General features: G+C 38.0%; 31 protein-coding genes. 17 read left to right on the plus strand and 14 right to left on the minus strand.

The window, feature by feature from the left end:
• The first annotated feature begins 18 nt into the window (after positions 1-18).
• Positions 19-816: an N-acetylmuramoyl-L-alanine amidase gene (locus tag M948_RS29310; protein WP_021290005.1), complete on the plus strand. Its 798-nt coding sequence runs from the start codon at positions 19-21 to the stop codon at positions 814-816.
• A gap of 50 nt (positions 817-866) precedes the next feature.
• Here M948_RS29310 and M948_RS29315 read toward each other — a convergent pair whose 3' ends face one another.
• Positions 867-1,088: a hypothetical protein gene (locus tag M948_RS29315; RefSeq protein WP_021290006.1), complete on the minus strand. Its 222-nt coding sequence runs from the start codon at positions 1,086-1,088 to the stop codon at positions 867-869.
• Positions 1,089-1,653: 565 nt separating this feature from the next.
• Here M948_RS29315 and M948_RS29320 point away from each other — a divergent pair.
• Positions 1,654-1,923: a hypothetical protein gene (locus M948_RS29320; RefSeq protein WP_021290007.1), complete on the plus strand. Its 270-nt coding sequence runs from the start codon at positions 1,654-1,656 to the stop codon at positions 1,921-1,923.
• Between the two features lie 60 nt (positions 1,924-1,983).
• Here the strand turns inward: M948_RS29320 and M948_RS29325 are convergent, their stop codons facing one another.
• The 4 genes from M948_RS29325 to M948_RS29340 form a co-directional block, all read right to left on the minus strand.
• Positions 1,984-2,961 (minus strand): ring-cleaving dioxygenase, encoded by a 978-nt coding sequence (locus M948_RS29325; RefSeq protein ID WP_021290008.1) that lies wholly within the window; start codon positions 2,959-2,961, stop codon positions 1,984-1,986.
• A gap of 340 nt (positions 2,962-3,301) precedes the next feature.
• Positions 3,302-3,724, minus strand: a complete 423-nt coding sequence (locus M948_RS29330; RefSeq protein ID WP_021290009.1) for a DUF1801 domain-containing protein — start codon at positions 3,722-3,724, stop codon at positions 3,302-3,304.
• Positions 3,725-3,902: 178 nt separating this feature from the next.
• On the minus strand, positions 3,903-4,328 hold the full coding sequence (locus M948_RS29335; RefSeq protein ID WP_021290010.1) for a pyridoxamine 5'-phosphate oxidase family protein: 426 nt from the start codon (positions 4,326-4,328) through the stop codon (positions 3,903-3,905).
• A 71-nt stretch (positions 4,329-4,399) separates the two neighbouring features.
• A complete protein-coding gene (locus M948_RS29340) occupies positions 4,400-5,776 on the minus strand; it encodes a DUF2254 domain-containing protein (RefSeq protein ID WP_021290011.1) in 1,377 nt (458 codons plus the stop codon).
• A gap of 231 nt (positions 5,777-6,007) precedes the next feature.
• Between M948_RS29340 and M948_RS29345 the strand changes: the two genes are divergently transcribed.
• The 8 genes from M948_RS29345 to M948_RS29380 all read left to right on the plus strand — a co-directional run bounded on the left by M948_RS29345 (position 6,008) and on the right by M948_RS29380 (position 14,598).
• The gene (locus M948_RS29345) at positions 6,008-7,012 is read left to right on the plus strand and encodes an ABC transporter ATP-binding protein (RefSeq protein ID WP_021290012.1); all 1,005 of its coding nucleotides are present in this window, start codon (positions 6,008-6,010) and stop codon (positions 7,010-7,012) included.
• Positions 7,009-7,989 (plus strand): ABC transporter ATP-binding protein, encoded by a 981-nt coding sequence (locus M948_RS29350; RefSeq protein WP_021290013.1) that lies wholly within the window; start codon positions 7,009-7,011, stop codon positions 7,987-7,989. Before M948_RS29345 ends, M948_RS29350 begins: the two co-directional genes overlap by 4 nt.
• 63 nt (positions 7,990-8,052) lie before the next feature.
• Complete coding sequence (locus M948_RS29355; RefSeq protein ID WP_031335227.1) at positions 8,053-9,690, plus strand: ABC transporter substrate-binding protein; 1,638 nt, start codon at positions 8,053-8,055, stop codon at positions 9,688-9,690.
• A 107-nt stretch (positions 9,691-9,797) separates the two neighbouring features.
• Positions 9,798-10,802: an ABC transporter permease gene (locus M948_RS29360; protein ID WP_021290015.1), complete on the plus strand. Its 1,005-nt coding sequence runs from the start codon at positions 9,798-9,800 to the stop codon at positions 10,800-10,802.
• Positions 10,803-10,947: 145 nt separating this feature from the next.
• Positions 10,948-11,865, plus strand: a complete 918-nt coding sequence (nikC, locus tag M948_RS29365; RefSeq protein ID WP_021290016.1) for a nickel transporter permease — start codon at positions 10,948-10,950, stop codon at positions 11,863-11,865.
• Positions 11,866-11,984: 119 nt separating this feature from the next.
• Positions 11,985-12,575 (plus strand): DUF6305 family protein, encoded by a 591-nt coding sequence (locus M948_RS29370; protein WP_021290017.1) that lies wholly within the window; start codon positions 11,985-11,987, stop codon positions 12,573-12,575.
• Positions 12,576-12,620: 45 nt separating this feature from the next.
• Positions 12,621-14,015, plus strand: a complete 1,395-nt coding sequence (locus M948_RS29375) for a sensor histidine kinase (protein ID WP_021290018.1) — start codon at positions 12,621-12,623, stop codon at positions 14,013-14,015.
• The gene (locus M948_RS29380) at positions 13,987-14,598 is read left to right on the plus strand and encodes a response regulator (protein ID WP_021290019.1); all 612 of its coding nucleotides are present in this window, start codon (positions 13,987-13,989) and stop codon (positions 14,596-14,598) included. Before M948_RS29375 ends, M948_RS29380 begins: the two co-directional genes overlap by 29 nt.
• Before the next feature lie 40 nt (positions 14,599-14,638).
• Here the strand turns inward: M948_RS29380 and hxlA are convergent, their stop codons facing one another.
• The 9 genes from hxlA to M948_RS29425 are packed head-to-tail and all read right to left on the minus strand — an operon-like array spanning position 14,639 to position 22,015.
• Positions 14,639-15,268 carry a 3-hexulose-6-phosphate synthase gene (gene hxlA / locus M948_RS29385; RefSeq protein WP_021290020.1) on the minus strand — a complete coding sequence of 210 codons (630 nt, stop codon included), beginning with the start codon at positions 15,266-15,268 and terminating at the stop codon, positions 14,639-14,641.
• A gap of 15 nt (positions 15,269-15,283) precedes the next feature.
• Positions 15,284-16,234, minus strand: a complete 951-nt coding sequence (locus M948_RS29390) for a sugar kinase (protein WP_021290021.1) — start codon at positions 16,232-16,234, stop codon at positions 15,284-15,286.
• Positions 16,235-16,258: 24 nt separating this feature from the next.
• Positions 16,259-16,945, minus strand: a complete 687-nt coding sequence (gene rpiA, locus M948_RS29395; RefSeq protein ID WP_021290022.1) for a ribose-5-phosphate isomerase RpiA — start codon at positions 16,943-16,945, stop codon at positions 16,259-16,261.
• Between the two features lie 14 nt (positions 16,946-16,959).
• Positions 16,960-18,234: a TRAP transporter large permease gene (locus M948_RS29400; protein WP_021290023.1), complete on the minus strand. Its 1,275-nt coding sequence runs from the start codon at positions 18,232-18,234 to the stop codon at positions 16,960-16,962.
• A complete protein-coding gene (locus tag M948_RS29405) occupies positions 18,234-18,719 on the minus strand; it encodes a TRAP transporter small permease (RefSeq protein WP_021290024.1) in 486 nt (161 codons plus the stop codon). The genes M948_RS29400 and M948_RS29405 overlap by 1 nt, the downstream gene beginning before the upstream one ends.
• A 10-nt stretch (positions 18,720-18,729) precedes the next feature.
• On the minus strand, positions 18,730-19,755 hold the full coding sequence (locus tag M948_RS29410) for a TRAP transporter substrate-binding protein (protein ID WP_021290025.1): 1,026 nt from the start codon (positions 19,753-19,755) through the stop codon (positions 18,730-18,732).
• Positions 19,756-19,782: 27 nt separating this feature from the next.
• Positions 19,783-20,412, minus strand: coding sequence for a bifunctional 4-hydroxy-2-oxoglutarate aldolase/2-dehydro-3-deoxy-phosphogluconate aldolase (locus tag M948_RS29415; protein ID WP_021290026.1), 630 nt, complete (start codon positions 20,410-20,412; stop codon positions 19,783-19,785).
• 18 nt (positions 20,413-20,430) lie between these two features.
• The gene (gene hxlB, locus M948_RS29420) at positions 20,431-20,988 is read right to left on the minus strand and encodes a 6-phospho-3-hexuloisomerase (protein ID WP_021290027.1); all 558 of its coding nucleotides are present in this window, start codon (positions 20,986-20,988) and stop codon (positions 20,431-20,433) included.
• Between the two features lie 25 nt (positions 20,989-21,013).
• The gene (locus M948_RS29425; RefSeq protein ID WP_021290028.1) at positions 21,014-22,015 is read right to left on the minus strand and encodes a LacI family DNA-binding transcriptional regulator; all 1,002 of its coding nucleotides are present in this window, start codon (positions 22,013-22,015) and stop codon (positions 21,014-21,016) included.
• 235 nt (positions 22,016-22,250) lie between these two features.
• Between M948_RS29425 and M948_RS29430 the strand changes: the two genes are divergently transcribed.
• The 7 genes from M948_RS29430 to M948_RS29460 all read left to right on the plus strand — a co-directional run bounded on the left by M948_RS29430 (position 22,251) and on the right by M948_RS29460 (position 26,961).
• Complete coding sequence (locus M948_RS29430; protein WP_021290029.1) at positions 22,251-22,643, plus strand: hypothetical protein; 393 nt, start codon at positions 22,251-22,253, stop codon at positions 22,641-22,643.
• A 200-nt stretch (positions 22,644-22,843) separates the two neighbouring features.
• Positions 22,844-23,050: a DUF5316 family protein gene (locus M948_RS29435; RefSeq protein WP_021290030.1), complete on the plus strand. Its 207-nt coding sequence runs from the start codon at positions 22,844-22,846 to the stop codon at positions 23,048-23,050.
• A 40-nt stretch (positions 23,051-23,090) separates the two neighbouring features.
• On the plus strand, positions 23,091-23,744 hold the full coding sequence (locus M948_RS29440) for a lysoplasmalogenase (protein WP_021290031.1): 654 nt from the start codon (positions 23,091-23,093) through the stop codon (positions 23,742-23,744).
• A 39-nt stretch (positions 23,745-23,783) separates the two neighbouring features.
• Entirely contained in the window at positions 23,784-24,911 is a 1,128-nt protein-coding gene (locus M948_RS29445; RefSeq protein WP_021290032.1) for a glycerate kinase, read from the plus strand.
• A 111-nt stretch (positions 24,912-25,022) separates the two neighbouring features.
• A complete protein-coding gene (locus M948_RS29450; protein ID WP_021290033.1) occupies positions 25,023-25,373 on the plus strand; it encodes a YxeA family protein in 351 nt (116 codons plus the stop codon).
• A gap of 244 nt (positions 25,374-25,617) precedes the next feature.
• Complete coding sequence (locus tag M948_RS29455) at positions 25,618-26,103, plus strand: PTS sugar transporter subunit IIA (protein WP_021290034.1); 486 nt, start codon at positions 25,618-25,620, stop codon at positions 26,101-26,103.
• Positions 26,104-26,139: 36 nt separating this feature from the next.
• Complete coding sequence (locus M948_RS29460) at positions 26,140-26,961, plus strand: PRD domain-containing protein (protein WP_021290035.1); 822 nt, start codon at positions 26,140-26,142, stop codon at positions 26,959-26,961.
• The last annotated feature ends 39 nt before the right edge of the window (positions 26,962-27,000 follow it).

Consider the following 27,000-nt stretch of genomic DNA (forward strand, 5'->3'; position numbering starts at 1 on the left):
AGACTGGAGGTATAAGTAATGAGACTTTATTTAGATCCAGGTCATGGAGGGTCTGATCCAGGTGCAACAGGAAATGGACTATATGAAAAAAATATTAATTTAGATATTGCCTTACGAATTAGAAATATCCTTACCAGTGAATACAATAATGTGCAGGTACGAATGAGTAGAACAACCGATGCTACGGTTAGTCTTAATCAACGAACGAATGATGCCAACACATGGAATGCTGATTACTTTCTATCCGTACATTGCAACTCTTTTAATGGTTCTGCTAGGGGCTATGAAGATTATATTCATTCGTCACTATCTGATGGTTCACAAACAGCACAGTACCGTAATCAAGTACATTCAGAAGTCACGAAAGTAAATCAACTGCGTAATAGAGGGAAGAAAAAGGCCAATTTTCACGTTCTACGTGAATCTGCAATGCCTGCAATACTAACGGAAAACGGATTTATAGATAATCCGAGTGATGCTGCATTAATGCGTAGTGCTTCTTGGAGACAAACCGTTGCTCGTGGGCATGTCAATGGATTAGCAAAAGCTTTTAATCTAACAAAAAAGCCAGGTTCGGGTAGTATTTATCGAGTGGTAGCTGGATCTTTCAAATCCCGAGATAATGCAGAACAACGTGTTGATATGCTACAGTCGAAAGGGATTAATGCCTTTGTCGACTTAGTAACCATTTCCGGACAGCAATGGTATCGTGTTCAAGCAGGAGCTTTCACCAATCGATCAAACGCTGAAGAACAATTAACAAAAGTGAAAAACGCTGGTGTAACGGATGCTTATATTGTTCATGAAAGCCGCTAGGTCATAGTAATAAGAAATGGGCATGTTGAATGCCTGTTTCTTATTACCGGCTATTCTCCCCCGGAAACATGCCAGGTTACACCAAATTGAGCAATAACTTGATCATAAGCTGGGCTCCAAAATGCTTCTTGCATTGGCATTGCCTCAGCTCCATCATTTGTTAATAGTTTGTTATAAATATCCTCTGCCTCTTCCTTTCCATCGAATATTATCGTAATAGTAACATTCGTTCCCATTTCAAACGGGGTCCCTGGTAGCGTATCAGAAATCATTAAATCAAAACTACCTACTTTTAAATGGGCGTTAAGAATAGGTCTTTAGCTTGATCAGGAATCCAGGTTTACTCACTATCTGGCATACATTAGAAATTTTACTGTTCTACACGGGTTTAATAAACACCATAGCCAAAGAATGAAACATTCCTTTACAAAAGTCATTTATTGTTATCATACTTTTCAAAGATAGGAAGTAAGATAGGATAAACTCCCTTATGCCTTAAAATAGGGAGTATAGTATATGTCTACCCTGATTCGGAACCAAATTAATTCCATTTTATACTAGCAATCTAAAAAAGTTGATTAATGATATTGTAGATGCTTAGGCAGGGTATTCATCTTAATATAAATGAATTGTCGTAACTACATGATTATGGATCATGATATCAAGTTCTCCACAATCATTATTTAATTTTCATACGATGATATTCGGTCTGCATTTCTATGATGTTAACGATCCAGTTATAACGTTGGAAGGAGTTCCTTTAAGGGACCTCGATGAAAATATCATTATGGTATGTAATGGGTAATGAGAATCCTTAATTATCTGGGGGATGAAAATATGACAAGGATTCTTCTCGAAGGATGGACGCCTTTTATCCTTACAGGATTAATAACAGCATCCGTCATTATTATTTTAGCAAGGTTGATTAATCGGGTAACATTGTACATCATTACTACGCTTCTAAGCCTTGCCGGTTTTATTATATTCATTATCAGTATCTTTGCTATCGGCGAATGGACGGGAATGGGGATAGGCTTGTTTTCCATCTTTACTTTAATAGGTGTTAATTTAGGCCTGGTCTTTAGTTTTTTTATCAAGAAAAACTAAAAAAGGCCATGCAGTAATCTAGATGCACGACCTTACCTGATAAAAATGTATACCATCTGGTTATTCTTTTTTAAATTCTTTCGTGCTTCTTACCGTATCAATCGGGCGCACCATTTTCTCAATTTCTTCACGATTTGGCTCGAGGAATGGTGGTAGCGATAAGCTCTCTCCGAGTGTTTCATATGGTTCATCTCCCATAAACCCAGGACCGTCAGTGGCAAATTCAAACAGAATTTGGGGAGCTACACGGGCATATAATGATTCAAAGAAATGGCGATTAACATAACCAGACGTTTGAAATCCGAAATTCTCCATTCGTGTGATCCATTCCTCTAACACATTTCGGTCGTCAACACGAAATGCAGCATGATGCACCGTACCATACCCTTGTCGACCGTTTGGCAGTACCGGGTTATATTCAACAATGACTTGTGCTCCATTGCCCCCTTCCCCCACTTCAAACAAATGAAAAGCACCATCTTGGTCTATTTCATTGAAAGCAAGTACTTTTTCCATCATTTCTTTAAAATATTCAAAGTTTGCAACTCGAACAAATATCGGCCCCAGACCTGTTATTGCATAGTCTAGAGGAATTGGTCCATCCTGCCATGGAACCCCCGCTTCGACACCAATATTCTCTTCGTCAGAAATTAATTGATACTGCTGATCATCAAAATCCACAAAGGATAATGTTCGCTTACCAAACTGTTCTTTAACACCTGTATGCGTTACCTCTAAGCGGTCAAAACGTTTGACCCAATAATCAAGAGCAGCATCAGAAGGAACGCGAAAAGATGTTTTAAAGATTTCATTTGTTCCATGCGAACCTTTTGGAATACCCGGAAAATCAAAAAACGTCATATCGGTCCCAGGATTTCCTCTATCATCTGCAAAGAATAAGTGATACGTTTGAATATCATCTTGATTTACTGTCTTCTTGACTAAGCGCATCCCAAGAATATAAGTGAAAAACGCATAGTTCTTTTCTGCACTACTTGTAATTGCTGTAACATGATGAATCCCTTTCAAACCTTGCATCATTGATCCTCCTATAGCTTTAGATATTTATTTATTCTTAATTCATTTATCTTTAATTAAATATAAATATACCATGTATTTTTTATAATGTCCACTTATTTTACTCACCACATGGAAAAACACACCCCATAGGATGTGTTTGATTCGAAATTTTTATTTTTCATTAAGATGTTCATTCAATTCTTGAGCCGTTCGACTTTCATCCAGCACCAGCACCCTGATAGAACTGCGAAAAACTATAGTGACTGAACGGTAATACTCTATTCTCAAATAACGCTGTATGAATTTGCCTGTATTCATACTTTCTTTCCTGAAAAAAAGCACCCCTTTTATGGGTGCTTTACGTTGTTGGGTATTTCTCTTTCAAGAAGGTAACAGACTGGTTAATTAATTGTTTAAGAACATCAATATCAATATCTGCTAGCTTATTGGTATAGACACACGCTTTCCCACTTGTATGCTTTCCTAGTTTCTGTAATAAATCTTCACGTTCTTGATCTCCTGTTGCAAAATACAAGCTAAATTTTGCTTTTCGTGGTGAAAAACCAACTAATGCTGCGTCTCCTTCATGGCCACTTGCATATTGATAATGGTAGGAGCCAAATCCGATTATACTAGTACCCCACATTTTTGCAGGATAACCGGTAGTTTCTGTAAAAATATCTAGTAATCGGTAAGCGTCTTCTTTTTTCTTTGGGCTTTCCACTTGTTCAATGAATTCTATAACATCGTCCTCATTTTCTTTGGTTTTCAATTCGTACATCGAATCCCCCTCAAAATAAGTATAATTATAACATTAGTTCGATATAACTGAATGGAATTCCTTCCATCTTCGGATATAGGGGACACCCTTGGTCTCTAACTACTCTACAACGAATCAAAGAAATAAGCCTTATGAAAATAATTAGCCAGATGTGTAACTGACCACATCTGGCTATTCCTTAACTAAGATTCAATTCTTGTGGACTTTCTCCCTTTTTATTCATTAAGCGAATATGCAAAGGTTTAATTTCTAAGATAGTGAGTTTTGGATCGTTTGGTCCGTCAAAATACAGCTTCATGCGATCATTCCAAAGTTGATCTTTCAACTCTTGCGACTCATTAAACGAAACCTTTCCTTCATATTCTACATACGTGTCACCAAATCCTTCACCCTCATAGCCCAAAATAATATGGGTATACGGATTGGCTTCAATGTCTTCTGCTTTATCCGTCTCCTTATTTGTCGGGGTATAAAGCGTTAGATTTTCATGAAAAAAAGTCATGTATCTTGAATGAGGCATCTGCTTTTTCACCGTTGCCATCGTTCCTACTGAACTATCCTCTAATATATGTTCGATTTGTTGTTTTAATTTTTCTTGACTCATTTTCGTCACTCCTTGTAACCTCGTGTATATCATTATTATTCCTTTATCATGAAATCCTAAACCCTTATCCTTTATTGTGCATATCCTTTAAAATGCTGTTCGATATAATGGTAGTTTTCGAAGTTGCCCGTTATTTCAGCGAGCTTGTATAAGTTTCTCAACAACAATCGGCGATCAATATCAAAAATAAACTCGGTGTAAATATGATCAATTGTATTACTAGCAAATCCCCAAATAACATCATGATGTTTTTCATCGACGGCTCCCGCCAATCTTGTAAGTGCAGCAATAATATCGGTGATAATTGGATAATTCTTCTGAGCATAGTGCCTAATAACACCTAAGCCCTGATATAGATGGTACTCAAAATTATCTACCCCTAAAATCAAGCGAACCTGCTTGTACTCATCAACTAAATATGGAGAAAACGTGACATTCTTTTCTAATGTTAATAACAAATCGGTCACTTGGAAAATGGTATTAGATGCAGTTTTAGGATCATCATTCCCTATCGCTTTAATTGCTATTTCCCCCAGTTTATTGAGTCCAAATTTCAAATCCTGAATCTCCGTTTCCTTATGACCAATTCGGATTAATTGAACATACTTCGCTTCATCTACATTATCTGCGCCCGGTCCCCAATAGGTAAATAGTTGATTTCCATTTAAAACAAAACTGCCCACTCGTACTTCCATTTTAATTATGATATTATCTTTCCTTGCCTCTTTAATCAGATCCTTAAAAAGAATTAGCTGGATATAACCAGATTTAGGGGACATTACCGTTTTACTTTGCGGATAATCATGTTCCAACATATCCCCAGGTTGACTCGTTCGTATTTCTTCTAGTTCTTGGGAGAAAACACCGTTTAATATTCCTTCAGAAACATCATTCATCATATCGGTAATATTATGAACTTGCATCCACGTGGTTGCATGATTAATGAAATAGATGAAGACAATGGCTGCGAAAAAGGCAATCAAAACTGTCACAAATGGTACTGCGGTATAGTAGTCTACAGGTTTACTGCTGATAAATAAAAACATGATTAGAACATAAACAAAACTGCCATTAAACACTCCAAGAATATGTTGCGTTTGCTTATCTTTCACAAAATTTTGCAGCAACCTTGGCGAGAATTGTCCACTAAATGTAGTAAGGACAACAAGCAAAGAATTCAATGTAAAAGCACTTAATGTTAAAACGCCTCCAATTAACGAGCTAATAAGTAGACGAGTGGTTTCAAATTCCGCCTTAAAAAAAACAGGCATATATTGTGCCAGCCCGATACCAACATCAAGATACAATGTAATAGCTGCAAATAAGAATGTAACAATCACATAAAGTAGCGGTGTCCACCATAATGTTAAACGAAGTTCGTATTGTCTTTCTGGCTTAGACATTTGCAAATACTTACTGATTGAAGGTGGTAATAATTTTACAAGCATATTCTTTTCTCCTCTATTTTGTTTTTAACACCGGTGTTGTTTCTTATAGCTCTTACCCCGAATCGTAGTTTTTAACACATGTGTCTTAGTCCTACCGTGATTTTACTTTGTCCATTATTTTTTGAGAAAAAAGAGAAAAAAACATCCCAAGCTAGAAATTTATGTATAATGATAATTAATTCTAAAAAATCTAATTATTTTAAACTGTTACAAAACTGAAGGAGGATACATATGCATACGGAGTCCCCCATTCTACAAGTAGAAAATTTACATACGCATTTTATTACCAAAGCAGGCATTGTGAAAGCCGTAGATGGCGTTGATTTTGATATTAAACCTGGGGAGACATTAGGTATCGTTGGTGAATCTGGATCTGGGAAAAGTATGACAGCCATGTCGATAATGGGATTGATTCCTTCTCCGCCTGGAAAGATTGTAGAGGGAGAAATCCGATTTAAAGGGGAAAATTTGCTTACCAAAACCAAAAAACAAATGCGAAATATTCGGGGAAAGGAAATATCAATGGTGTTCCAGGATCCGATGACTTCTTTAAACCCAGTATTCACCATCGAGAAGCAACTAATTGAAACAATACTGGCTCACGAAAGTTTTTCAAAAAACCAGGCACGATCAAGAGCCTTGGAATTACTTCATTTAGTTGGGATTCCTGATCCAAAAAAACGATTAAAGAATTATCCACATGAATTCAGCGGTGGGATGCGACAGCGGGTTATGATTGCTATCGCATTAGCCTGTAACCCTTCCGTGCTAATTGCAGACGAACCAACCACAGCATTAGATGTAACCATTCAAGCACAAATACTTGAGCTCTTCAAAAAAATGCAAAACGAGTTAAATATGGCCATTATTATGATTACCCATGACCTTGGTGTCGTAGCAGAGGTTTGTGATCGTGTAATGGTTATGTATGCCGGCAAGCCAGTTGAATATACAGAAACAAACCACTTATTTGACCAAGGAAAGCATCCTTACACTTTAGGATTAATGAATTCTATACCAACGATTAATAAGCAAAAGAAAAAACTTGAAGCTATTGATGGGGTGCCACCAGATTTACGCTCCCTTCCAAAGGGATGCAGTTTCGCACCTCGCTGCAAGCATGTCATGGAGGCGTGTTTACACATTGACCCGACTCTAACGGAAGTGAATGATCATCATTTCGTCCGTTGTTTATTATATGAGGAGACGAACTCTGAAAAGGTGGTCAGCCCATGAGTACATTATTAGAAGTAACTAATTTAAAAAAGCATTTTCCATTAAAAGACAGTAAATTATTTTCCAGGGAAAAGCCTGTACTTAAAGCGGTTGATGGCATTTCCTTCTCTATTCAATCAGGGGAAACGCTAGGATTAGTTGGCGAAAGTGGTTGTGGAAAATCTACTGCAGGAAGATCAATATTGAAATTAATTAATCCAACCGAAGGAGACATCTATTTTAAGGGAGAAAATATTTCTCATTATCGCGGGGAGAAGCTTCGTAAATTAAGAAAAGATATGCAGTTGATCTTTCAAGATCCATACGCATCCTTGAATCCTAGAAAAACAATTGCCCAAACCATTACAGAACCGATGAAGATCTTTCAATTATCAAAAGAGGAGCAATATAAAAAGTTAGGACGGTTGCTAGATGTCGTTGGTTTACGTTCCTATCATAAAGATCGTTATCCCCATGAATTCAGTGGAGGTCAACGTCAACGAATCGGAATCGCCAGATCACTTGCCCTTGACCCTGAACTTGTCATTTGTGATGAGCCAGTGTCTGCACTGGATGTATCCATCCAAGCACAAGTCATTAATTTAATGGAAGATTTGCAGGAAGAGTTTAACCTTACTTATATTTTTATCGCACATGATCTAAGTGTCGTTCATCATATTAGTGATCGAGTTGCCGTTATGTATCTAGGAGAGATTGTTGAAATAGCCGAAGCAAACGAGCTATATCAGGACCCAAAGCATCCGTATACCCAAGCACTGCTTTCAGCAGTACCAGAGGCAAATCCTCATTTAGAAAAGCAGCGGATCATTCTAAAAGGCGATCTACCCTCTCCTGCCAATCCTCCTAGTGGTTGTAAGTTTCACACTAGGTGTCCATTTGCAGAAGAAATTTGCCGTCAAGAGAAACCAGAGCTAAAACAAGTCTCATCCAATGGACAAATGGCTGCATGCCATTTCGTTAGGGAGGTGGTTAGCTAATTACATCAACCAATACCAAACCTTGGAAAGTGTCATCTAAAACATAGGATCAGAGGGGGAATTATGTTGAAAAAACGTTCCATTTTAGCATTATTTGGTTTACTTTTTATTTTACTCTTCATTTCCGCTTGTAGTAATAATACAAGTTCTACAGGTGAGGAAAGTGAAGGTTCAGGTGGAGAAGATCAAACAACGGAAGAAGCCTCGGGTGAAAAAACACTTATATTTGGTCGAGGTGCAGATTCCATCCAATTAGACCCTTCAAAAGTTACTGATGGGGAATCGATTTATGTTACGAACCAAATTTATGACACGCTTGTTCGTTACCAAGAGGAAAGTACAGAGGTTAAACCAGCGCTAGCAACAGAATGGGAGACCAGTGAAGATGGGCTGACATGGACATTTCAATTGCGTGATGATATCAAATTCCATGACGGTACTGATTTTAATGCTGAATCCGTTGTATTTAATTTTGAACGTTGGGCAACTTCAGCAGAATATATTTATTATGGATATATGTTTGGGGCTTCAGAAGAAGACTTGGGTGGCATCATTGAAAAAGTGGAAGCAACTGGAGATTATGAAGTAACCTTCACACTTTCTGAACCAAATGCACCATTTTTACAAACGTTAGCCATGCCACCATTTGGTATAGCTAGCCCTGATGCAGTAGAAAAACACGGAGAAGATTACTTCAAAAACCCCGTCGGTACAGGTCCATTCGTTTTTGAAGAATGGCTTCCAGATGAAAGCATCACCCTATCCAAAAACGAGGAATACTTTGGAGAAGTAGCTAATGTAGACAAAGTTGTCTTCCGTACGATCCCTGATAATGGTGCACGATTTATGGAATTACAATCGGGTTCAATAGATTTAATGACAGGTTTAAACCCACAAGATATTCAAACAGCAGAAGATGACCAGAATCTACAAATTATCCGCAGGCCATCCATGAATGTTAGCTACCTTGCGATGAATACTGATAAAGAAGGCCCTTTATCCGAAAAACTAGTACGCCAAGCTATTAATTTAGCGATTGATAAAGAACGGTTAATCAGTCTGTATGAAGGTATTGGCAAACCTGCCAAAAACCCGCTTCCACCATCTTTATGGGGATACAATGATGATATTGAAGATTATGGTTATGACGTCGAAGAAGCAAAGGCTCTCCTAGCAGAAGCAGGTTATGCCGATGGATTTGATATTACCTTGTATACATTTGCCAATCCTAGACCATATATGCCGCAGCCAAAAGTATCTGCTCAAGCCATACAGGAAATGCTCAAAGAAATCAATGTAAATGTTGAAATAATTGAAAATGATTGGGATACCCATCTAAATGTTACAGAGAATGGAGAACATGATATGGCGTTTCTAGGCTGGACTGGTGATAATGGTGATCCAGACAACTTCCTATATGTATTATTAGACAAAGATAATGCGAAAAAGGGATCTGCAGGTAATATTGCATTTTATAAAAATGATGAGGTACATGATTTACTAAAACAAGCACAATCAGAAATGGATCAAGAAAAACGTACCGAACTTTACTTAAAGGCACAAGAAATCATTCATGAAGATGCTCCTTGGTTCCCAATTGCGCATACAACACCACCAATTGCTGCAAGTAAAAATATCGTCAATTATTCACCACACCCTACGGGCAGTGAACCATTTAATCTATTAGATATTGAACAGTAGAAAAGATACAAACCACGCTTAGGTTGATCCTTACGTCAAATACGTAAGGATCTCCCTTAAGCTGAACCAAAGTATATGTTAAAGACATTATTCGGAGGAATTTTACTATGCTTAAATACATTATCCGAAGACTATTCATGCTCATTCCTGTCTTAATAGGTGTTTCCATATTAACCTTTTCACTTATTCACCTCATTCCTGGTGATCCAGCCAGAAGTATGCTAGGAGAAAAAGCAACAGAGGCACAATTAGAATCCTTACGGGAAGAACTAGGACTAAATGATCCTTACATTGTCCAATATGGTCGGTTCTTAGGAAATATTGTACAAGGCGACTTGGGGGAATCTATTCAATCAAAAGAAAACATCGCTGAGCAATTACTCTATAAGTTACCCGCTACCGTAGAATTAACCATTTTCGCTATGATTTTGGCAATTATCGTCGGTGTTCTAGCTGGGGTAATTGCTGCTGTTAAACAATATTCCTGGTTTGACAATATTAGTATGACTGGCGCCTTATTCGGTGTATCCCTACCTATCTTCTGGTTAGGTTTAATGATGATTTGGCTTTTTTCTGTTGTATTTAACATTCTGCCACCTTCTGGGAGACTCACTTCTGGTATGGAATTAACCACGATTACGAATTTTTATTTATTAGATAGCTTGCTAACTGGTAACTGGGCTGCCTTTAAAGATGCTTTCTCCCATCTATTAATGCCTGGTCTTGCCCTAGGTACCATCCCCATGGCAATCATCGCAAGAATGACCCGGTCAAGCATGCTGGAGGTTATGCGCCAAGATTACATACGGACAGCAAATGCGAAAGGATTAAGAACGAGATTTGTTGTTTTTCAACATGCTTTAAAAAACGCATTTCTACCAGTTCTAACCGTGATTGGGCTGCAATTTGGATTATTGCTAGGTGGAGCAGTATTAACAGAGACGATATTCTCATGGCCTGGAATTGGACGTTATGTCTATTTAGCTGTGCTTGGTCGTGATTACCCAGTCGTTCAAAGTACGATCTTAATTGTCGCAACGATTTTTGTATTGGTTAATTTAATCACGGACATACTTTATAAATATTTTGATCCACGTATCCGTTTTGATTAAGAATAAGGGCGCTCTCTATTAAGGACGTACGATAGTTGGCCTATGAATTGTGGTTCATTCACATTTGCAAAACAAAATCTTTTTTCTTGTTTCTAATACATTGCGTAAGCTTCAAGAAGTAGATTTATATGAAAGGATGTGCATCATGTCACTTCAACCGAACCCAACACCAGAACCGAATCCCGCACTACCTGATAGCCATGATCTCCAGCAAACGAAAGCTCGAAAGCTTTGGGTAGATGCACTAATACGAATTGTGAAAAGCAAAACCTCGCTAATTGGTTTATGTATTATTTTGGTTCTTGTGTTAACGGCTATCTTTGCCCCGGTAATAGCAACGCATAGTCACACTGCTCAAGATATCATTAACCGTTATCAGCCTCCCTCTGCCGAACATTGGCTAGGTACGGACGAACTTGGCAGAGATATTTTCTCTAGAATTGTTTATGGAACTCGTATATCTATACAAATTGGCGTGATAGCCGTTGGAATTGCTATGATAATAGGTGTAGTATTAGGTAGTGTTGCTGGTTATTTTGGTCGTTGGATTGACCAGATCATCATGCGAATAATTGATATTATGATGGCCTTCCCTAGCATTCTACTAGCTATCGCATTAGTAGCCGTTTTAGGCCCCAGCTTAACCAATGCAATGATAGCCGTTGGGATCGTAGGGATCCCCCAATTTGCTCGGATTGTCCGATCAGCTGTGTTATCAATTAAGGAAACCGAATACATCGAAGCATCCAAAGCAATTGGAGCAAAACACGCTAGAGTATTATTCCAGCATGTGCTACCAAATTGCGCCGCACCCATCATTGTACAAGCTACCTTGAGTATAGGCACTGCTATTTTAGATGCAGCTGGATTAAGCTTCTTAGGTCTCGGCGCTCAACCGCCAACGCCAGAATGGGGAGCGATGTTAACCGATGGCAGGGCTGCTATCCAAAACGCTCCATGGGTTGTTGCATTTCCTGGGTTAGCCATCTTCTTAGTCGTACTTGGATTTAATCTATTTGGCGATGGCTTACGAGATGCACTAGACCCGAGACTAAAAGAATAGAAGATTGTTTTGGAAAAGGTAAGGCAAAACATGCTTTACCTTTTCCATATCTAACTGAACCGGTTTACTGATTTAAACAGCGACGAAAAAATAGCAAAAAGTAGGAGAGGTGGACAAAAATGAATAAATACATGCCGTTCTTCCTATGTTTATTACTTGCCTCCATTATTACGATATCCACGCGAAGCGCCCCCAACCCGAATCACATAAATACATACCCAAATTTGCCAGCCCCAATCGGCGAAGAGAGAATTCTCATTACATCGGCAGGACAAGCACCAGAAAGCACGATTATCAGTAACATAGCTGATAACTTAAATCTTGAAATGGATTATCGCCCCAGGGCTCTCGCAACCGACCTTTATGATTATCAAAGCTTAATTATCGTTATTGGTTTTAGTGCCAATGGTATGCTGCACACACCTCGTAGCTTGTCTGATGAACTGAAACGAACGAAACAGCTAGTAGAAGAGGCCGCGATTCAAGATGTACCTATTATTTTAGTCAATCTGGTAGGTAAGCATCGCGAAGATCCAAATTCAATGAAATTGTTTCAAGCTGCCGTTCCCTATGCCAATTACTATATTGGTATAAAACAAATGGAGAACAAGGAAAATGTTCTAGCTACGTTACGATCTTATAAAATACCAGCTACTCTTGTACATCAATTGCAAGATATTTCTGTCCCATTAAATTCAGCATTTCGTTAGTAACATGCAATATACATATTAAAATAAGAAGGTTGATGACAGATAATGAAAGTAAAACACCCTTATCTCACAGGAATAATTGGGCTTCTATTGATGATATATGGTTTCTTTCTTCCATACTTTGTTAAAGATTGGACATTATTTATTGTTGATGGAATACAGCATAGTATTGTACACCAGGATAGCGGGCAATTGATGATTACTTCCTTTGCTTATGTGGGTAAGTATACACTTATTTTTTTTCTTATTTATTTTGGTGCATTGGTAATTTCTTTCGCATTATATAGTAAATTGGATTCGCCTCATTTTTCTTTTCTATTCATTGGTATTGTTTTCATTGCATTCTTTCTTTTCAACATTATCTTTGGTGAATATTTCTCCTATATAAACTGTTTCGTTAGTCTAGCGATTATTATATTTCTGCAAATATATATTCCCAAGCAAAAATTTTTCTTTCTTATTTCATCCATTATTATCATTTTGATTTTATTTGCTACGCAATGGATTCAGTTAGTCCCAGCACTTTCCAAATTTGGTTTTGGAACAAATGATTTAGCAATCAGCATTAAAACGGCTGACTTATACTTTACAAATAATAAATTGTATAATACATTAGCAACTCTGTATTTCTTGGTATTTCTTGTCATCGCTATTATCCTTACGTTTCTTATTCATTTACTAAACAAGCAGTTCTTTACACTGAAAAAATACCAGCAACAGGAGGAGGAGTTGAAGGAAACAAGAATTGCCCTTATCGAGTCAAAAGTTTATGAAGAAATTACAACATTAGTACATGACTTAAAGACGCCCTTAGTTACAATAGAAGGACTTCTGTCTTTATTAGAGATGAAATCACAAGTGAACATGCATTCGACTTTCAGCAACTATTTTGTTCGGATTGGAGCTTCTTTAGATAACATGAAAGATATGATTTCGGAAATTTTATATGAGAATATTAAAAAGCATATTTCAGTAGAGGAACTGTTTGCCTACGTAACAAGTCACCTAGGCTTAGATAACCATGAAAAAATTCATCTAAGAATTGATATTGACCAACACACTCCTCCAGTTTTTGTGAATAAGATTCGGTTTTCACGGGCTATTTCCAATATTATTGAAAATGCGATAGCTTCATTTGCTCATGAGGCAGGATATATCCATGTCCGTGTCAAAAGAATAAATAGTGGTATTTTATTTCGAATTCAAGACAATGGCCCGGGTATTGAAGCAATACATATGAAAAATATTTGGCATGAAGGGTTCAGCACAAAGAACTCATCTGGAATAGGTCTTTCGTTTGTTAAAAGTGTAGTCGAAAATCATGGGGGGAAAATCTCGGTAAAAAGTGAACCAGGGAATTATACGCAAATGAATATCGTGCTTCCGGTTCCTAAAGAGGGTGAAAAGAAAGGTGAAGTCAACGATTTTAATTGTAGATGATAATGAGGATATACGATTTACATTAAACGAAGTTTGCAGCTTTGGAGGATACGCTGTATTAGAAGCTTCTACAGGAAAAATGGGGGTAGATGTATGTAAAAAGATGGAACCTGATCTCATTTTACTGGATTATCATATGCCTAATTGGGATGGCTTAAAAACAACAAAAGAAATTCGGAAATTTAATGATAAAACGCCAATCATCATTCTTACCGTCGATGAAAGGCAGGAAGTAGCTAATATGTTTCTACATGCAGGTGCTACCGACTTTGCATTAAAGCCCTTTAGAGCTCCAGATCTATTGTCTAGAATACGAATTAATTTAAAAATTGGTAGACTAACTGCTAATCAAGAGAGTGTCTTTGTTGAAAAGGGAATTAACCAAGGAACATTAATGTCAATTAAAAATTTTTTGTTACAACAAGGAACAGCAAGAACCATAAATGAAATTCAAGAAGAATTACCGATTGCATATCAGACTGTACACCGTTATTTAAACTATTTGGAGGGAAAGGGAGAAGTAGAGATTATCTGCCATTACGGAAAAAAAGGAAGACCTAAAAATCTGTATAAGCTCGTTTAAAAGAAGAAGCAGAGCATCACAAATGCCCTGCCTCCTCTTTTTATCCCCTCGTTTGCATTATCTTTTTCATATGCTGTGCTGTTTGCTGTGGATGAGGAGATTTGGAAATAGCACTTCCAACAATAATAATATCTGGATTCTCTCCCACAACCTCTGGCAAGGTATCTTCCCTAATTCCACCAGCTACAGCAACTTTAAACCCATATCCATTTACAAAAGAAAACAATTCCGTATTAAAATGATTCCCTTTTGTTTGTTGATCCTTTCCGACATGGAGACTAACTAACTCTACTCCTAACCGCTTCAATTCTTCCATGCGTTGATGAGAGGAAAGCTCAAGTAAATCAATCATTATTTGCTTCTCTACTTGTTTGGCTACATCTAATGTATCCTTAATGGTAGCATCTGATGAAAAGGCCATGACAGTTGTTAGATCTGCGCCAGCGTCAAACGCCTGCTTGGCCTCATGCTTTCCAGCATCGCATGTCTTCATATCCGCAAGAATCGTCTTGTCCGGATATTTCTCTCGGATTTCTCTTACAAATGCCATTCCATACTCTTTTATAACACCTGTACCTATTTCTATAATGTCTACGAATTCTTTGGTTTCGGAAATAACATGCAAACACGCTTCTTTTGTTAACCTGTCCAGAGCTAATTGTAATTTCACTTCTGACACCTCTTTTTATCGTTCAATCCGTTCTACTTCTCCAAGCCGTTGCTGAACTTCTTCATAATAGGGCAATCCTTCATTGTCTCCAATGACTCCAACAACCATTGATCCAACCGTATTAGCAAAATGCATGGTTTTAGCTAATGTCCATCCATTCAAAAACCCATAAAGCACTCCAGCATTAAAACCATCCCCAGCTCCTACTGTATCCACCACTTTTGCTGCTTTTACAGGTGAGGCTTCGATCGTCTCACCATGATAATACCCTACTGAACCTTTATCCCCTTGTTTGACCGCAATGTAAGAAATGCCGAGTTCTATTGCTTTTTCTATAATTTTCTTTGGGTCCCTTTCCCCCATCACGATTTCCATTTCTTCATCACCAGTTAGCAATATATCAACATGTGGCAATAGTTTGCTAATTACAGTTTTTGCTTTGTCCTTACTCCACATGCGAAGGCGAATATTCGGATCAAAGGAGATTTTTACATCATGTTTTTTAGCTAATGCTATCGCCTTCTCTATGACAGCTATATTTCGATCATCAATTGCAGGATAAATCCCAGTTAAATGAAGTATTTTTGCATTTCTAATATACGATTCATCTAAATCTTCCGCAGTAAGCGTAAGGGTAGGGGATTTATCTCGATAATAAAAGGTACGAACACTACCACCCTCCATGATTTCTTTAAAATTCAAAGAGGTTGGATATCCCTCAATTTCATCGATTTGAGATACGTCTATTCCTTCTCCACGGGCGAAATTGTGTATATGCTTCCCAAACTCATCTTTGCCTAATCTTGTCATATATCCTGTTTTCAATCCTAACCGAGAACAGCCAACTGCCAAATTCAGTTCTGCTCCGCCAACTTTCTTTTCGAAGGTATTGACGAATTTCAGTGGTCCTGTCATTCCTGGATTAAAAACAATCATTGCTTCTCCTAATGTAATCACATCATTCACGTTTATTCCTCCAGATTCTTTCTCTTACTTTTCTTTTGTAAGCTTTTCTACTTTACCTTCTTCTCCAGCTATAACTATATCAGCCATAGATGTAAACAACCCTGTTTCAATAACTCCTACCAATTGCTTTAATTGTTGATGCAGCGAATGTGGATCTTCGATAAGCTTGAATGGGCAATCTAAAATATAATTACCATTATCTGACACAAACACATCTTGTTCAGATAATTTCCTTAACTTTGGTTCAACACCAAATGCCGCAATTGCTTCAGCTGTTTTCTGCCATCCGAATGGTACGATTTCAATTGGAAGTGGATATGTTCCTAATTGAGGCACTTTCTTTGTCTCATCTATAATAATGATCAATTGTTGCGCATTGGCATCCACAATTTTCTCACGAACAAGCGATCCGCCTCCACCTTTGATTAAATGAAACGATGGATCCACTTCATCTGCTCCATCAATAGCCAGGTCGACCTTCGTAATGGTAGCGAAATCAACAATCGGTATCCCCAGATGTTTTGCTAGTTTTTCCGTCTTTTTTGATGTAGGCACACCCTGTACCTTCAATCCTTCTTTTACTTTTTCAGCCAATTTATCTAGCATATAGTCAACCGTAGAACCAGATCCTAATCCAACTGTCATTCCAGATACAATATAATCCACAGCAGCTGCTCCTGCAGCTCGTTTATTAATTACTGAATAATCCAAAGCTAAACACCTCTTTAACTAAATAGATTCGGTATAAAAAAAGTGACCTCGGGCAAGAAAGCAATAATCAATAAAACAACCACAATAATGAACAAGTAAGGAATGACAGCGATAAACGATCGCTCTACAGATAATTCCCCGATTTTCGCTGATAATAACAATACCAGTCCATATGGTGGTGTAGCTAAACCGATAGCTAATGTAATAACAACAATTAAGCCTAAATGAATAGGATCGATTCCAAATTCCAAAGCAGTCGGTAAAATAATGGGAACAAATAAGATCATAGCTGGAATGGCATCCATAAACGTTCCTACAAATAAGAAGAAAACAATTAGAATGAAGATAAATAGCCATTCAGAACCTATATGATCGCTAAAGAACTCTTGGGCGATGGTCCCAAGTTGATAATAGCTCATTAACTCACCTAAGGCACTTGCTGCCGCTAAGGCAAATAAGGATAAAGAGCTTAATGCTAGTGTATCCATTAATATTTTTGGTAAGTCTTTTAATTTTAATGTTTTATATACAAACATACTAATCAAAAAAGTATACAAAGATGCAACAGCTGCAGCCTCCGTAGCAGTGAAAAAGCCAAAAACAATGCCGCCAATAATAATAATTGGTGTTAACAAAGCTGGTACAGATTCAATGAATCGTTTTCCTACTTTTGTTAACTCCGGACGTGCAGCCTTTGGAAAGTTACGTTTAATTGCAATAACATAAACAAATAGCATCATCCCCAACCCAATAAGAATACCGGGTATAATTCCTCCAAGGAATAAAGCGCCAATCGAAACATTGGTTAAACCTGCAAAAATAATCATAGGGATACTTGGTGGAATAATTACCCCCACCGTAGAGGATGCAGCAGTTACTCCAACTGCTGTCTCCGTGTCATACCCCTGTTTTTTCATACTTGGTATAAGAATTTTTCCCACACCGGCAGCATCTGCTTGGGAAGCTCCAGAGACCCCGGCAAACATCATGGAAACTAGAATATTTGCGTGTGCCAAACCACCTCTAATCGGGCCCACAATCGCTAAGGCAAGATCAATTAACTTTTCTGAGATCTTGCCTGAATTCATCAGGTTGGCTGCTAAAATAAATAACGGTACAGCTAATAGAACAAATGAGTCCAGTCCATTTACCATTTTCATCGGAACGGCCGCTTCTGGAGTATAGGGCATTCCAAAGATTCCCAACAAGGCTACTATTCCAATAACGAAGGCAATCGGCATTCCTAAAAGCATTAATACAAGAAATAACCCAATTAATAGAAAGCCCATTATTCCATAACCCCCTTCGTTTTCCACGTCTCTATATGGTTAATCAAATGGGATATGGAGTAAATAACCATCGTACCTGCCATAATAGGAATGGACAACCATACATAACCCATTTTCATTTCTGGAATTGTAGCCCATGTATAATTCCAAAATTCAATGACTACTTGAATGCCAAGGCTAAATATAGCGAGATTAAAAGCAATTAACACAAGGTCATTAAAAATACTCAAGGTGATTCTACTTTTCCCTTTAAGCTTTCGTTGTAACAAGTCAAAATTAAAATGTTCCCTTCGATTAACCATTACCGCTGCTCCCATAAAAATTGCCCAAATAAATGAGTAATTTGCTACTTCTTCCGTCCAAATAACCGAAATTCCTATATATCTCGTAATTATTTGCAGCATAATAACTAGGAAGAAAACCGTTAGAAATGCTAATCCAATCGTGATTTGCGTTTTTTCAAGCATTCGTATCAACTGTTTCATAATATCCCCCCTATTCCTCTGCAAGTTGCCTAATTGCCTGTAACATTTGTTCTGCATCAATTTCTTCAGCGAAATTATTCTGAATTGGTTTAGCTAATTCAATAAACGGCTGACGATCAATTTCATTTACAACTGCACCTTCATCGATTGCTTTTTCTTTATAATCAATATCCTGCTTATTCGTTGCAGCTCTTTCTGCCTCTACAGATGCTTTAGCAGCTTCTAGAATAATAGTTTGATGTTCTTGTGAATAATTATCGAATTTCTCTCCATTAATTAATAGAAATCGTGTCGTAAAATCATGTGCTGTTTCCGTAATATACTTCCCGTTCGGTGTCGTATGATGGGATTGTTGGACAAAGAATGGGTAAGCGTTTTCGGAAGCGTCAACAACATCTTGCTGTAATCCTTGATACAGCTCTCCCCACGAGATGGATGATGGAATGGCACCCGTAGCTTCCCAGAAGTCACCGATCACTCCGGATGTCTGCGTCCGTAAAGAAACCCCTTTCAAATCATCCATTGATTCTAATGGTTTTTTTCCGTAGAAATGCCTTACTCCTGCCGTCCAATAGCCTAATAGTTTAAAGGCGTTGTTTGACTTTTCATTAATGATCTTCGCCATTTGCTGGCCAACTTCACCATCAACGACACGTAACCAATGTTCATAACTATTAAATAAGTACGGTGCTGAAAATAAGTCAACCTCTCGTATCCCTGTTTGAGTCATAAATCCTGGAGAAACAAGGACTACATCCGCAGCCCCCAGTTGTAGTTTCTCTACTAATTCTGATTCCTCCGTTCCTATCGTTCCAGCATGAACCTCTACTTCTATCGATCCACCTGATTTCTCCTCTGCAACTTCTTTAAATTTCAACATCCCTGTTTGGTATGGGTTATCAGGAGAAGTTTGGTTATGTGCAGCAATTATTTTTATCTTGCCGTCACCATCTGGATCAGCTTCTTCTGAACAAGCGGAAAGCAAAGAAACCGTTACCAAAATAAAGAAGATAAAAGCATATCTCCGATTAATCATCTTACATCCCTCCCCTTCGCTTACTTATTATTTATCCGCTTGTTTGCGATATTTTTTAGCGGTTTCGGTTAATCTTTGATAATCTTCAACCGTCTTTAATTGAGGAGCATTGACCAGATTACTTCCAATACCTACCGCTTTACATCCTTTTTCCAAGTAATCATTCATATTATCCAGGGTAATCCCACCAGTAACCATTGCTTCTACATGCGGGAGAGGCCCAAGTATATTCTTTACATAGGAAGGTCCAACAGTAGTAGCTGGGAATATTTTAACCATCTTAGCACCGTGTTCATAGGCGGTGAGGATCTCTGTAGGGGATAACACACCTGGAATTGCCAACACCCCATATCGATTCGCTAGTTTTAAGGTTTCAACATTTAGAGCTGGCGATACAATGAACGCAGCTCCTGCTAGTAGAACCGTTCTAGCTGTTTCCGGGTCCAATACAGTACCGGCTCCAATGCATACTTCATCTCCCATACTTTCATGCGCTTTTGCAATAACTTGAGCCGCCCGAGGTGTTTCCGCAGTAATTTCTACTGCCTTTACTCCTCCAGCTGATAAAGCCTTCAATATAGATACAATATTTTCTTCATTTGCTTTACGAATAACAGCTACCACTTTCGATTCCTTTATTACATGAATTGATTCCATTGACATGTCCTCCTTTATCTATTCCAAGTTTGCGTGTTTTTGATTTAATGCTGTATGATTATTGGCTTCCGGTAATCTCTCTAGAAGATAAGCTATTACTGCATCTAATACCAAGTGTGCCGATTGATCAAACTGACTTCCTAGTGGCTGTATTGTAGCTGGTTCTGATGACAATCGTTTTTTCGTTGCAGCAGGTACCACTATAATAGAATCACTGATCTTCCCAATCATCGATTCTCTATTCGTAGTAACTAATGCCACCTTCGCGTCTATAGCTTTTGCTTTTTCAGCAAAATACTTCAATGTACCTGTACTACCTGAACCGGAAAGAATTACTAATAAATCATCCGCTTCAATACTTGGCGTAATTGTCTCCCCGACAACGTATATTGGGAACCCAATATGCATCATACGCATTGCAAACACCTTACTAATTAAGCCTGATCGCCCAGTTCCTGCAACAAAAATACGGTTTGCTTGTTGTATTTTTTCAGCCAATGTGATGGCTTCATTTGCATCTATCCGATACAAGACCTCAGAGACTTCAGAAGCAATCGTAGTAATCGTCTTTCTCATTTTTCTCTACTTCCTTTCTATTATGTTAGCAAGATTCTCTTTCCATCAGCTGTGGTGCAAAGCGATATACGTTGGTTTCTGATCGAGAATCTCCCTGTATTTGATTAAATAATAACTGTGCAGCTTTTTTTCCCATGTCGAAAGCTGGCTGAGCAATCGTCGTTAACGTTGGACTATAAAAGGAAGCAAACGAAACATCATCGATACCAATAATAGCGAGATCAGCAGAGATTTGAACTTGGTGATCTTTCGTATATTGTAATAACTCAAACAATACACGGTCATTTAATGCAAGAATGGCCTCTGGAGGATCTGCTAATGTAAGCATTTCCTTAATTCGTATGTGCATATCCGTGATTTCTCCACTTGCTAAATAGGCTGGTCTAAATTCGATCCCGTATTTTTTTAGTGCCGTTTTGTACGCCTCCATTCTCTCTCTTCTCGGTGTGACAGGCTGTTCCATTGGGGGTGAAATCATCCCTATTTTCTTGTAACCTGCTTTAATAAATTGCTCTATGGCTAAATGAACAGCTTTTTCATTATCAAGTAATACCGCATCCATAGCTACTCCTGGAACTAGCCTATCCATTAAGATAAAGGGATAGTTTTCCTCTAATAGACCTTGATATAAATCGATGTTTTCCCCTGTAGGAAAAGCAATTATGCCATCTACTTGCTTGGCCCGAAGCATTTCAATATATCGCTTCTCTTTCATTGGATCATCGTCAGCATTACAAACAATCACATGAAAATTAGAAGCATTGCAATAATCCTCGATTGCCCGAATAACCTGTGTGGAAAACACATGGAGTATATTTGCAACGATTACACCAATCGTTTTTGTCGACTTTTGCTTTAAACTCCGGGCAATTATATTCGGGCTATACCCTAAAGCTTTAATAGCTGCTTCAATTCGCTTCTTTGTATCTGCTCCCATATAATCGTATCGTTTATTTAAGTACTGAGAAACCGTACTTTTTGAAACGTTGGCATACGTTGCCACATCAGCAATTGTAATCTTTTTCATGTCTTTCTCCTCTTTATTTGCTTTGGACTAAACCGATTTACTAAATCGATTTAGTCCAAGTATAAATTATTTGTAAGCGGTTTACAAGAGAGAAATCGCAAACTTGTTCATGGATATTAATGGAATTAGAGAGCAATGACTAAATGGCCAGGTTACTCACAACGTATTCCATGTCATAGATGAATCTTGTCGGACATAGATATAAACTAAATAATCTAAATAGGGAGTTAGTGACATGGAAGAAACATTATCTATCACAGAGGAAGAAATAAAACGATACTATGTATTGCACGAGCAAAAAAAAGAAATGGAGCAGGAATTAAACCAGTTAAAAAAGAAATTTCACCACTACTTAGATAACACTACTGGAAAAGATAGAAAAGGTGACATTCAGCGAGGCAATTATCAAGTACTACGACAGATTCGTTCGGCCATCAAATACACGCCAGAACAAACGGTACAAAAATTGGAAGAACTACAATTAAGTGATTTTGTTATTACCGAAAAACGCCCAGATACAGAAAAGTTAGACGCTGCTATTAAGTTAGGGCTCGTAGATGAAGCAGCCTTTGAAGACTGTAAAAACACAAAAGTAACCCAGGCGATTGTAGTTAAAGAGGGAAAATAATAAACAAAAATAGTTGCCATTTCGTTCAACTTTGACTTGTAGTGAACCTTTCTCTACAAGTTTTTTTCTTGTCAACATCTAGTAGCTCTATTTTCCCCACTAGCTCGTTACCCCATCTAAAAAAGCCTTTCTAATTAAATTTTGAATTTGGAAGCAAAATGAATGATCAATACGTAGGTAGGAAAGAAAGGAGTTTAACAATGCTTAAAATCATTACTGGTATCGGGGTGATTGCAATACTTATTTCCGCAACTTTTTTAGGAATATGGACGAGTGGGCTGCAACAACGCGCTAACTACCAATCAGAAACGAGGGAGCACCGTGAATTCCGTACTAAAATTGGTTTATATAGTGGACTTATTGGCTTGATTTTTCTCGGAATTGCTGGACTAATATGGTATTTTTAAAGTAGATAGCATCACTTATTCCAAAAAAGGGGGTGATTACGTGCAAGTCAATCGTATACCGATACTTATTCTTGTCATGAGTATCGTATATATCTTTATCATTCCTTCCGAACCAGGTAATTTCAAATTGTTTTTTAAGATAATACCTATGTTATTAATTATTATCTATGCAATGAATCAGATGCCTAGACAGCGATCAAGCACGCATTGGTTAGTTATTATTGGACTCATTTTTTGTATAATTGGAGATGGTACATTACGATGGTTCATCATCGGACTTACTTTCTTCTTGGTTGGCCACTTGTTTTATTTAACAGCTTTTTCCTTGCAATGGAAGTTTTCTTGGTATCGATTCCTGATGATTATTCCACTAGCTATCCTTGGTTTTCTAATGGGAAATGAATTAATTCAGGCAATTGCTAGTTCAGGTGATGAAATATTCGTCCTACCTGTGATTAGTTATATCTCAGTGATTACTAGTATGGCCTGGCTGGCAATTATGACAGGAAATAAGTTTGCAATCATCGGGAGTTTGTTATTTCTTATTTCTGACGCTATTCTTTCCTGGAATATGTTTATTTCACCAGTTCCCTACTCACATGTACTAATTATGACGACCTATTATGCTGCACAATTCCTAATTGCCCATAGTATTAGCTCCGTCGTAAAGCAGTCTAGTCGAATGGTTTGGTAATTAACTATTCGTAAACACTTGCAACAGAGGAGGAATCACATGAAAATTGTACTAGCACCAGATTCATTTAAAGGGAGTCTTACTTCCTTAGAAGCAGCAACAACTATGAAACAAGCGATTCAATCCATTGACGAACAAGCAACTATCTCAATAAAACCGATGGCCGATGGCGGAGAAGGAACGGTAGACGTGCTGCTTGCTTCTACAAAGGGAGAAAAAGTACCTATTACATGCACCGGTCCACTTGGTACGCCAATACATACGTATTATGCTGTACTGAAAAACAATACAGCGGTCATCGAAATTGCGAACATAGCTGGGTTAACGCAGATAGCTAAATCACGCAGAAATCCAGACATAACCACTACTTACGGCCTTGGTGAAGTTATTAAGGCTGCGTTAGACAGAGGTTGTACGTCCTTTATTATTGGACTTGGTGGAAGCGCAACCAATGACGGGGGATTTGGATTATTACAAGCGTTAGGCATGCGAGCATGGAATCATGCTGGTAGTCAGTTGGGGATATTCGGCAAAGACATGCTTGCCGTGAAAGATATTTGCTTTTCAGATATAGATCCACGTCTACGTAAAGTCCACATCCAAGTAGCTTGTGATGTAGATAATCCTCTTGTTGGAGATAGAGGGGCAAGCGCTATTTATGGGCCACAAAAAGGCGCAACAAAGGAACAAATCATCATGTACGACAAAGCCCTATCTACGCTAGGAAAAAGACTGGAAGCAGAGCTGAATCAAGACTTCACCACCGTTCAGGGAGCTGGAGCAGCGGGAGGACTTGGTTTTGCCCTTTTAGCTATTGGTGCAGAACTTACATCTGGAGCTGCTTTAATCGGAAAAGCATCTGGCATCGATCATGCGATCAGACAAGCAGATCTAGTAATTACCGGAGAAGGCCAAAGCGATGAGCAAACACTCTATGGGAAGGCCCCAGGCTATATCGTGGAAGTAGCGAATAAAAATAAAGTACCGGCAATATTATTGTCAGGATCCTTGTCTGGTGATTTAGCTGCACTACGAGAGAAATTTGATGGGTGTTTCTCCATTATTACCAGTCCTTCCACTGTAGAAGCTTGCATGGAAAATGCAGATCGTTTGTTATTTAATCAGACCGTGAATATTCTACACCTGATACAAAACTTGAAAAGCTAGCGAGCTTCGTTTTCCTTTCAATACTGTAAGCATGTTGAAAGACAAATCCAACGTAGGAATGAATTTCTCGTGATAGGATTTATCTATCATTAGTAGAAAGGATACAGTTGGATGAAAAAATTATTTATCACAATTTTAGGATGCGGCCTCATTATTGGAGCCGGTTTACTAATTATGCAACTATTTTCAAACGAAGTAACGGATCGATTTAACCCGCTCGTACCAAAGAAAGAAATATATGTACAAGTCAATAAAGAAGGAACCGCTCTCAGTCCAGGAGGTTATAACTATACGTTAACTGGGTTCGATAAAGATGGCCGGAAAAAAGAAGTCACCTTCTATGCTAGTGGAGAATTAAGAAAAGATGCTTATTTACGTATTTTTACCAAAGGGAAATATATTGAAACTTGGGAAGAAGTACAACAGCAAGATATTCCTGAACAAGCCAAGCAAAAGTTATAACGCCTGCTCCACACATTTATACATTGCTTTTTAAAGAAAGGAATGTTAGGATAAATTTAATAAGTAAATATTGCATCACATGTTACTGATACGATCAGGCATGGTGGTACCTACGATGGATTTACTCCTCTTTGTACTGCCATGCCTTTTTTCGTGTCGTGCATGAATCTATATGATTGGATAAACTAAACCTAAGTGTATATCCATTCCATCATTGCGATCGCATAAGAAAGGAGAAATAAACTTGTTTAAAAACTTATTCAAAAAATCAAAAGATCAACATATCTATGCACCGGTAAATGGTAAAATAGTTTCTCTAGAAAACGTACCAGATCCTGTTTTCAGTCAAAAAATGATGGGGGAGGGCATTGCTATCCTGCCAAGCGACGGTAAAATTGCAGCTCCTTTTGATGGAAAGGTCGTGCAAATCCCTGAAACCAAACATGCTATCGGCCTTGTTACAGATGAGGGATTGGAATTGCTCATTCATGTCGGCCTAGAAACCGTTGGATTAAAGGGTGAGGGGTTCCGTGTTGAGGTGAATACCGGCGATACTGTTTCAAAAGGACAATTACTAATGGAAGCAGACTTGCCTTACATTAAAGAACATGCAGCGGATATTATCACTCCTATTATCATTACCAATAGCAATGATTTAGACAAACAGTTCACTTATGCAGAAGAAACCGTAGCAAAACAAGGCGAAACGATGATTATCACATTAAACTAAGTAACATGGAAGCATGGAAATAGGAGGTGTCTTCCGGTGAGAATCACAAAAATCTTAAATAATAATGCCGTTATCGTTATGGATGGGGACCAAGAAAAAATAGCTATCGGTGCTGGTGTTGCCTTTGAAAAAAAGAAAAAAGATATTGTTAATCCTGATAGGATTGAAAAGCTATTTGTAGTAAAGGAAAATGAAAAGCTTCAGGAATTAATTGTGCGTATCCCGGAAGAACACCTAATTATTTCTGAAGAGATTATTGATTTCGCTGAAAAACAGCTAAATACAAAACTAAATGAACATATTCTTCTAGCTCTAACCGATCACTTATCCTTTGCGATTGAAAGAGAACAAAAAGGTATTCATTTAAAAAACAAATTATTGCAGGAAATAAAAATTATGTATAGACAAGAATTTGACATTGGCGTTTGGGCACTTCATCACATGAAGGAGAAGCTAAATGTGGATATGCCTATTGATGAAGCCGCCTTCATTGCCCTGCATATCCACACCATGAAAATTCAAGGAGGTGATTTACACGAGACGGTTAGGCAAACAGCAATTGTGAAAGATATGATGGAAACGATAAAAATTGACTTGGACATCACCATTGCCACAGATGATCTAGCCTACGAGCGTTTAATGACACATCTCAGATTCGCATTAAATCGTATCTACCATTATGAAGTTCACTCGATGGACGAGGAAATGCTTTTTATGATCAAACGAAAATTCAAACGCAGTTATCAATGTTCCGAACGCGTTGCTAAGATGTTGTCCACTTCCCACGGTATCCAACTTCCTTCTGAAGAGTTAGGATATATTACACTTCATATTGAACGACTTAAAAAATATCAATGACCTTATACCAATTATCTTATTTATAGGGAACAATTATTA

The sequence above is a fragment of the Virgibacillus sp. CM-4 genome (assembly GCF_000445495.1).
GTDB classification, from domain to species: Bacteria; Bacillota; Bacilli; order Bacillales; family Amphibacillaceae; genus Virgibacillus; species Virgibacillus salexigens.

Coding starts and splice junctions, on each gene's coding strand:
- nikC (WP_021290016.1), top strand. CDS start 10,948: ATGTCACTTCAACCGAACCCAACACCAGAACCGAATCCCGCACTACCT.
- M948_RS29435 (WP_021290030.1), top strand. CDS start 22,844: ATGCTTAAAATCATTACTGGTATCGGGGTGATTGCAATACTTATTTCC.
- M948_RS29410 (WP_021290025.1), bottom strand. CDS start 19,755: ATGATTAATCGGAGATATGCTTTTATCTTCTTTATTTTGGTAACGGTT.
- M948_RS29330 (WP_021290009.1), bottom strand. CDS start 3,724: ATGTACGAATTGAAAACCAAAGAAAATGAGGACGATGTTATAGAATTC.
- M948_RS29350 (WP_021290013.1), top strand. CDS start 7,009: ATGAGTACATTATTAGAAGTAACTAATTTAAAAAAGCATTTTCCATTA.
- hxlB (WP_021290027.1), bottom strand. CDS start 20,988: ATGAGAAAGACGATTACTACGATTGCTTCTGAAGTCTCTGAGGTCTTG.
- M948_RS29375 (WP_021290018.1), top strand. CDS start 12,621: ATGAAAGTAAAACACCCTTATCTCACAGGAATAATTGGGCTTCTATTG.
- M948_RS29425 (WP_021290028.1), bottom strand. CDS start 22,015: ATGAAAAAGATTACAATTGCTGATGTGGCAACGTATGCCAACGTTTCA.
- M948_RS29320 (WP_021290007.1), top strand. CDS start 1,654: ATGACAAGGATTCTTCTCGAAGGATGGACGCCTTTTATCCTTACAGGA.
- M948_RS29430 (WP_021290029.1), top strand. CDS start 22,251: ATGGAAGAAACATTATCTATCACAGAGGAAGAAATAAAACGATACTAT.
- M948_RS29415 (WP_021290026.1), bottom strand. CDS start 20,412: ATGGAATCAATTCATGTAATAAAGGAATCGAAAGTGGTAGCTGTTATT.
- M948_RS29400 (WP_021290023.1), bottom strand. CDS start 18,234: ATGGGCTTTCTATTAATTGGGTTATTTCTTGTATTAATGCTTTTAGGA.
- M948_RS29370 (WP_021290017.1), top strand. CDS start 11,985: ATGAATAAATACATGCCGTTCTTCCTATGTTTATTACTTGCCTCCATT.
- M948_RS29360 (WP_021290015.1), top strand. CDS start 9,798: ATGCTTAAATACATTATCCGAAGACTATTCATGCTCATTCCTGTCTTA.
- M948_RS29335 (WP_021290010.1), bottom strand. CDS start 4,328: ATGAGTCAAGAAAAATTAAAACAACAAATCGAACATATATTAGAGGAT.
- M948_RS29355 (WP_031335227.1), top strand. CDS start 8,053: ATGTTGAAAAAACGTTCCATTTTAGCATTATTTGGTTTACTTTTTATT.
- M948_RS29445 (WP_021290032.1), top strand. CDS start 23,784: ATGAAAATTGTACTAGCACCAGATTCATTTAAAGGGAGTCTTACTTCC.
- M948_RS29325 (WP_021290008.1), bottom strand. CDS start 2,961: ATGCAAGGTTTGAAAGGGATTCATCATGTTACAGCAATTACAAGTAGT.
- M948_RS29315 (WP_021290006.1), bottom strand. CDS start 1,088: ATGATTTCTGATACGCTACCAGGGACCCCGTTTGAAATGGGAACGAAT.
- M948_RS29345 (WP_021290012.1), top strand. CDS start 6,008: ATGCATACGGAGTCCCCCATTCTACAAGTAGAAAATTTACATACGCAT.
- M948_RS29405 (WP_021290024.1), bottom strand. CDS start 18,719: ATGAAACAGTTGATACGAATGCTTGAAAAAACGCAAATCACGATTGGA.
- M948_RS29310 (WP_021290005.1), top strand. CDS start 19: ATGAGACTTTATTTAGATCCAGGTCATGGAGGGTCTGATCCAGGTGCA.
- M948_RS29340 (WP_021290011.1), bottom strand. CDS start 5,776: ATGCTTGTAAAATTATTACCACCTTCAATCAGTAAGTATTTGCAAATG.
- M948_RS29450 (WP_021290033.1), top strand. CDS start 25,023: ATGAAAAAATTATTTATCACAATTTTAGGATGCGGCCTCATTATTGGA.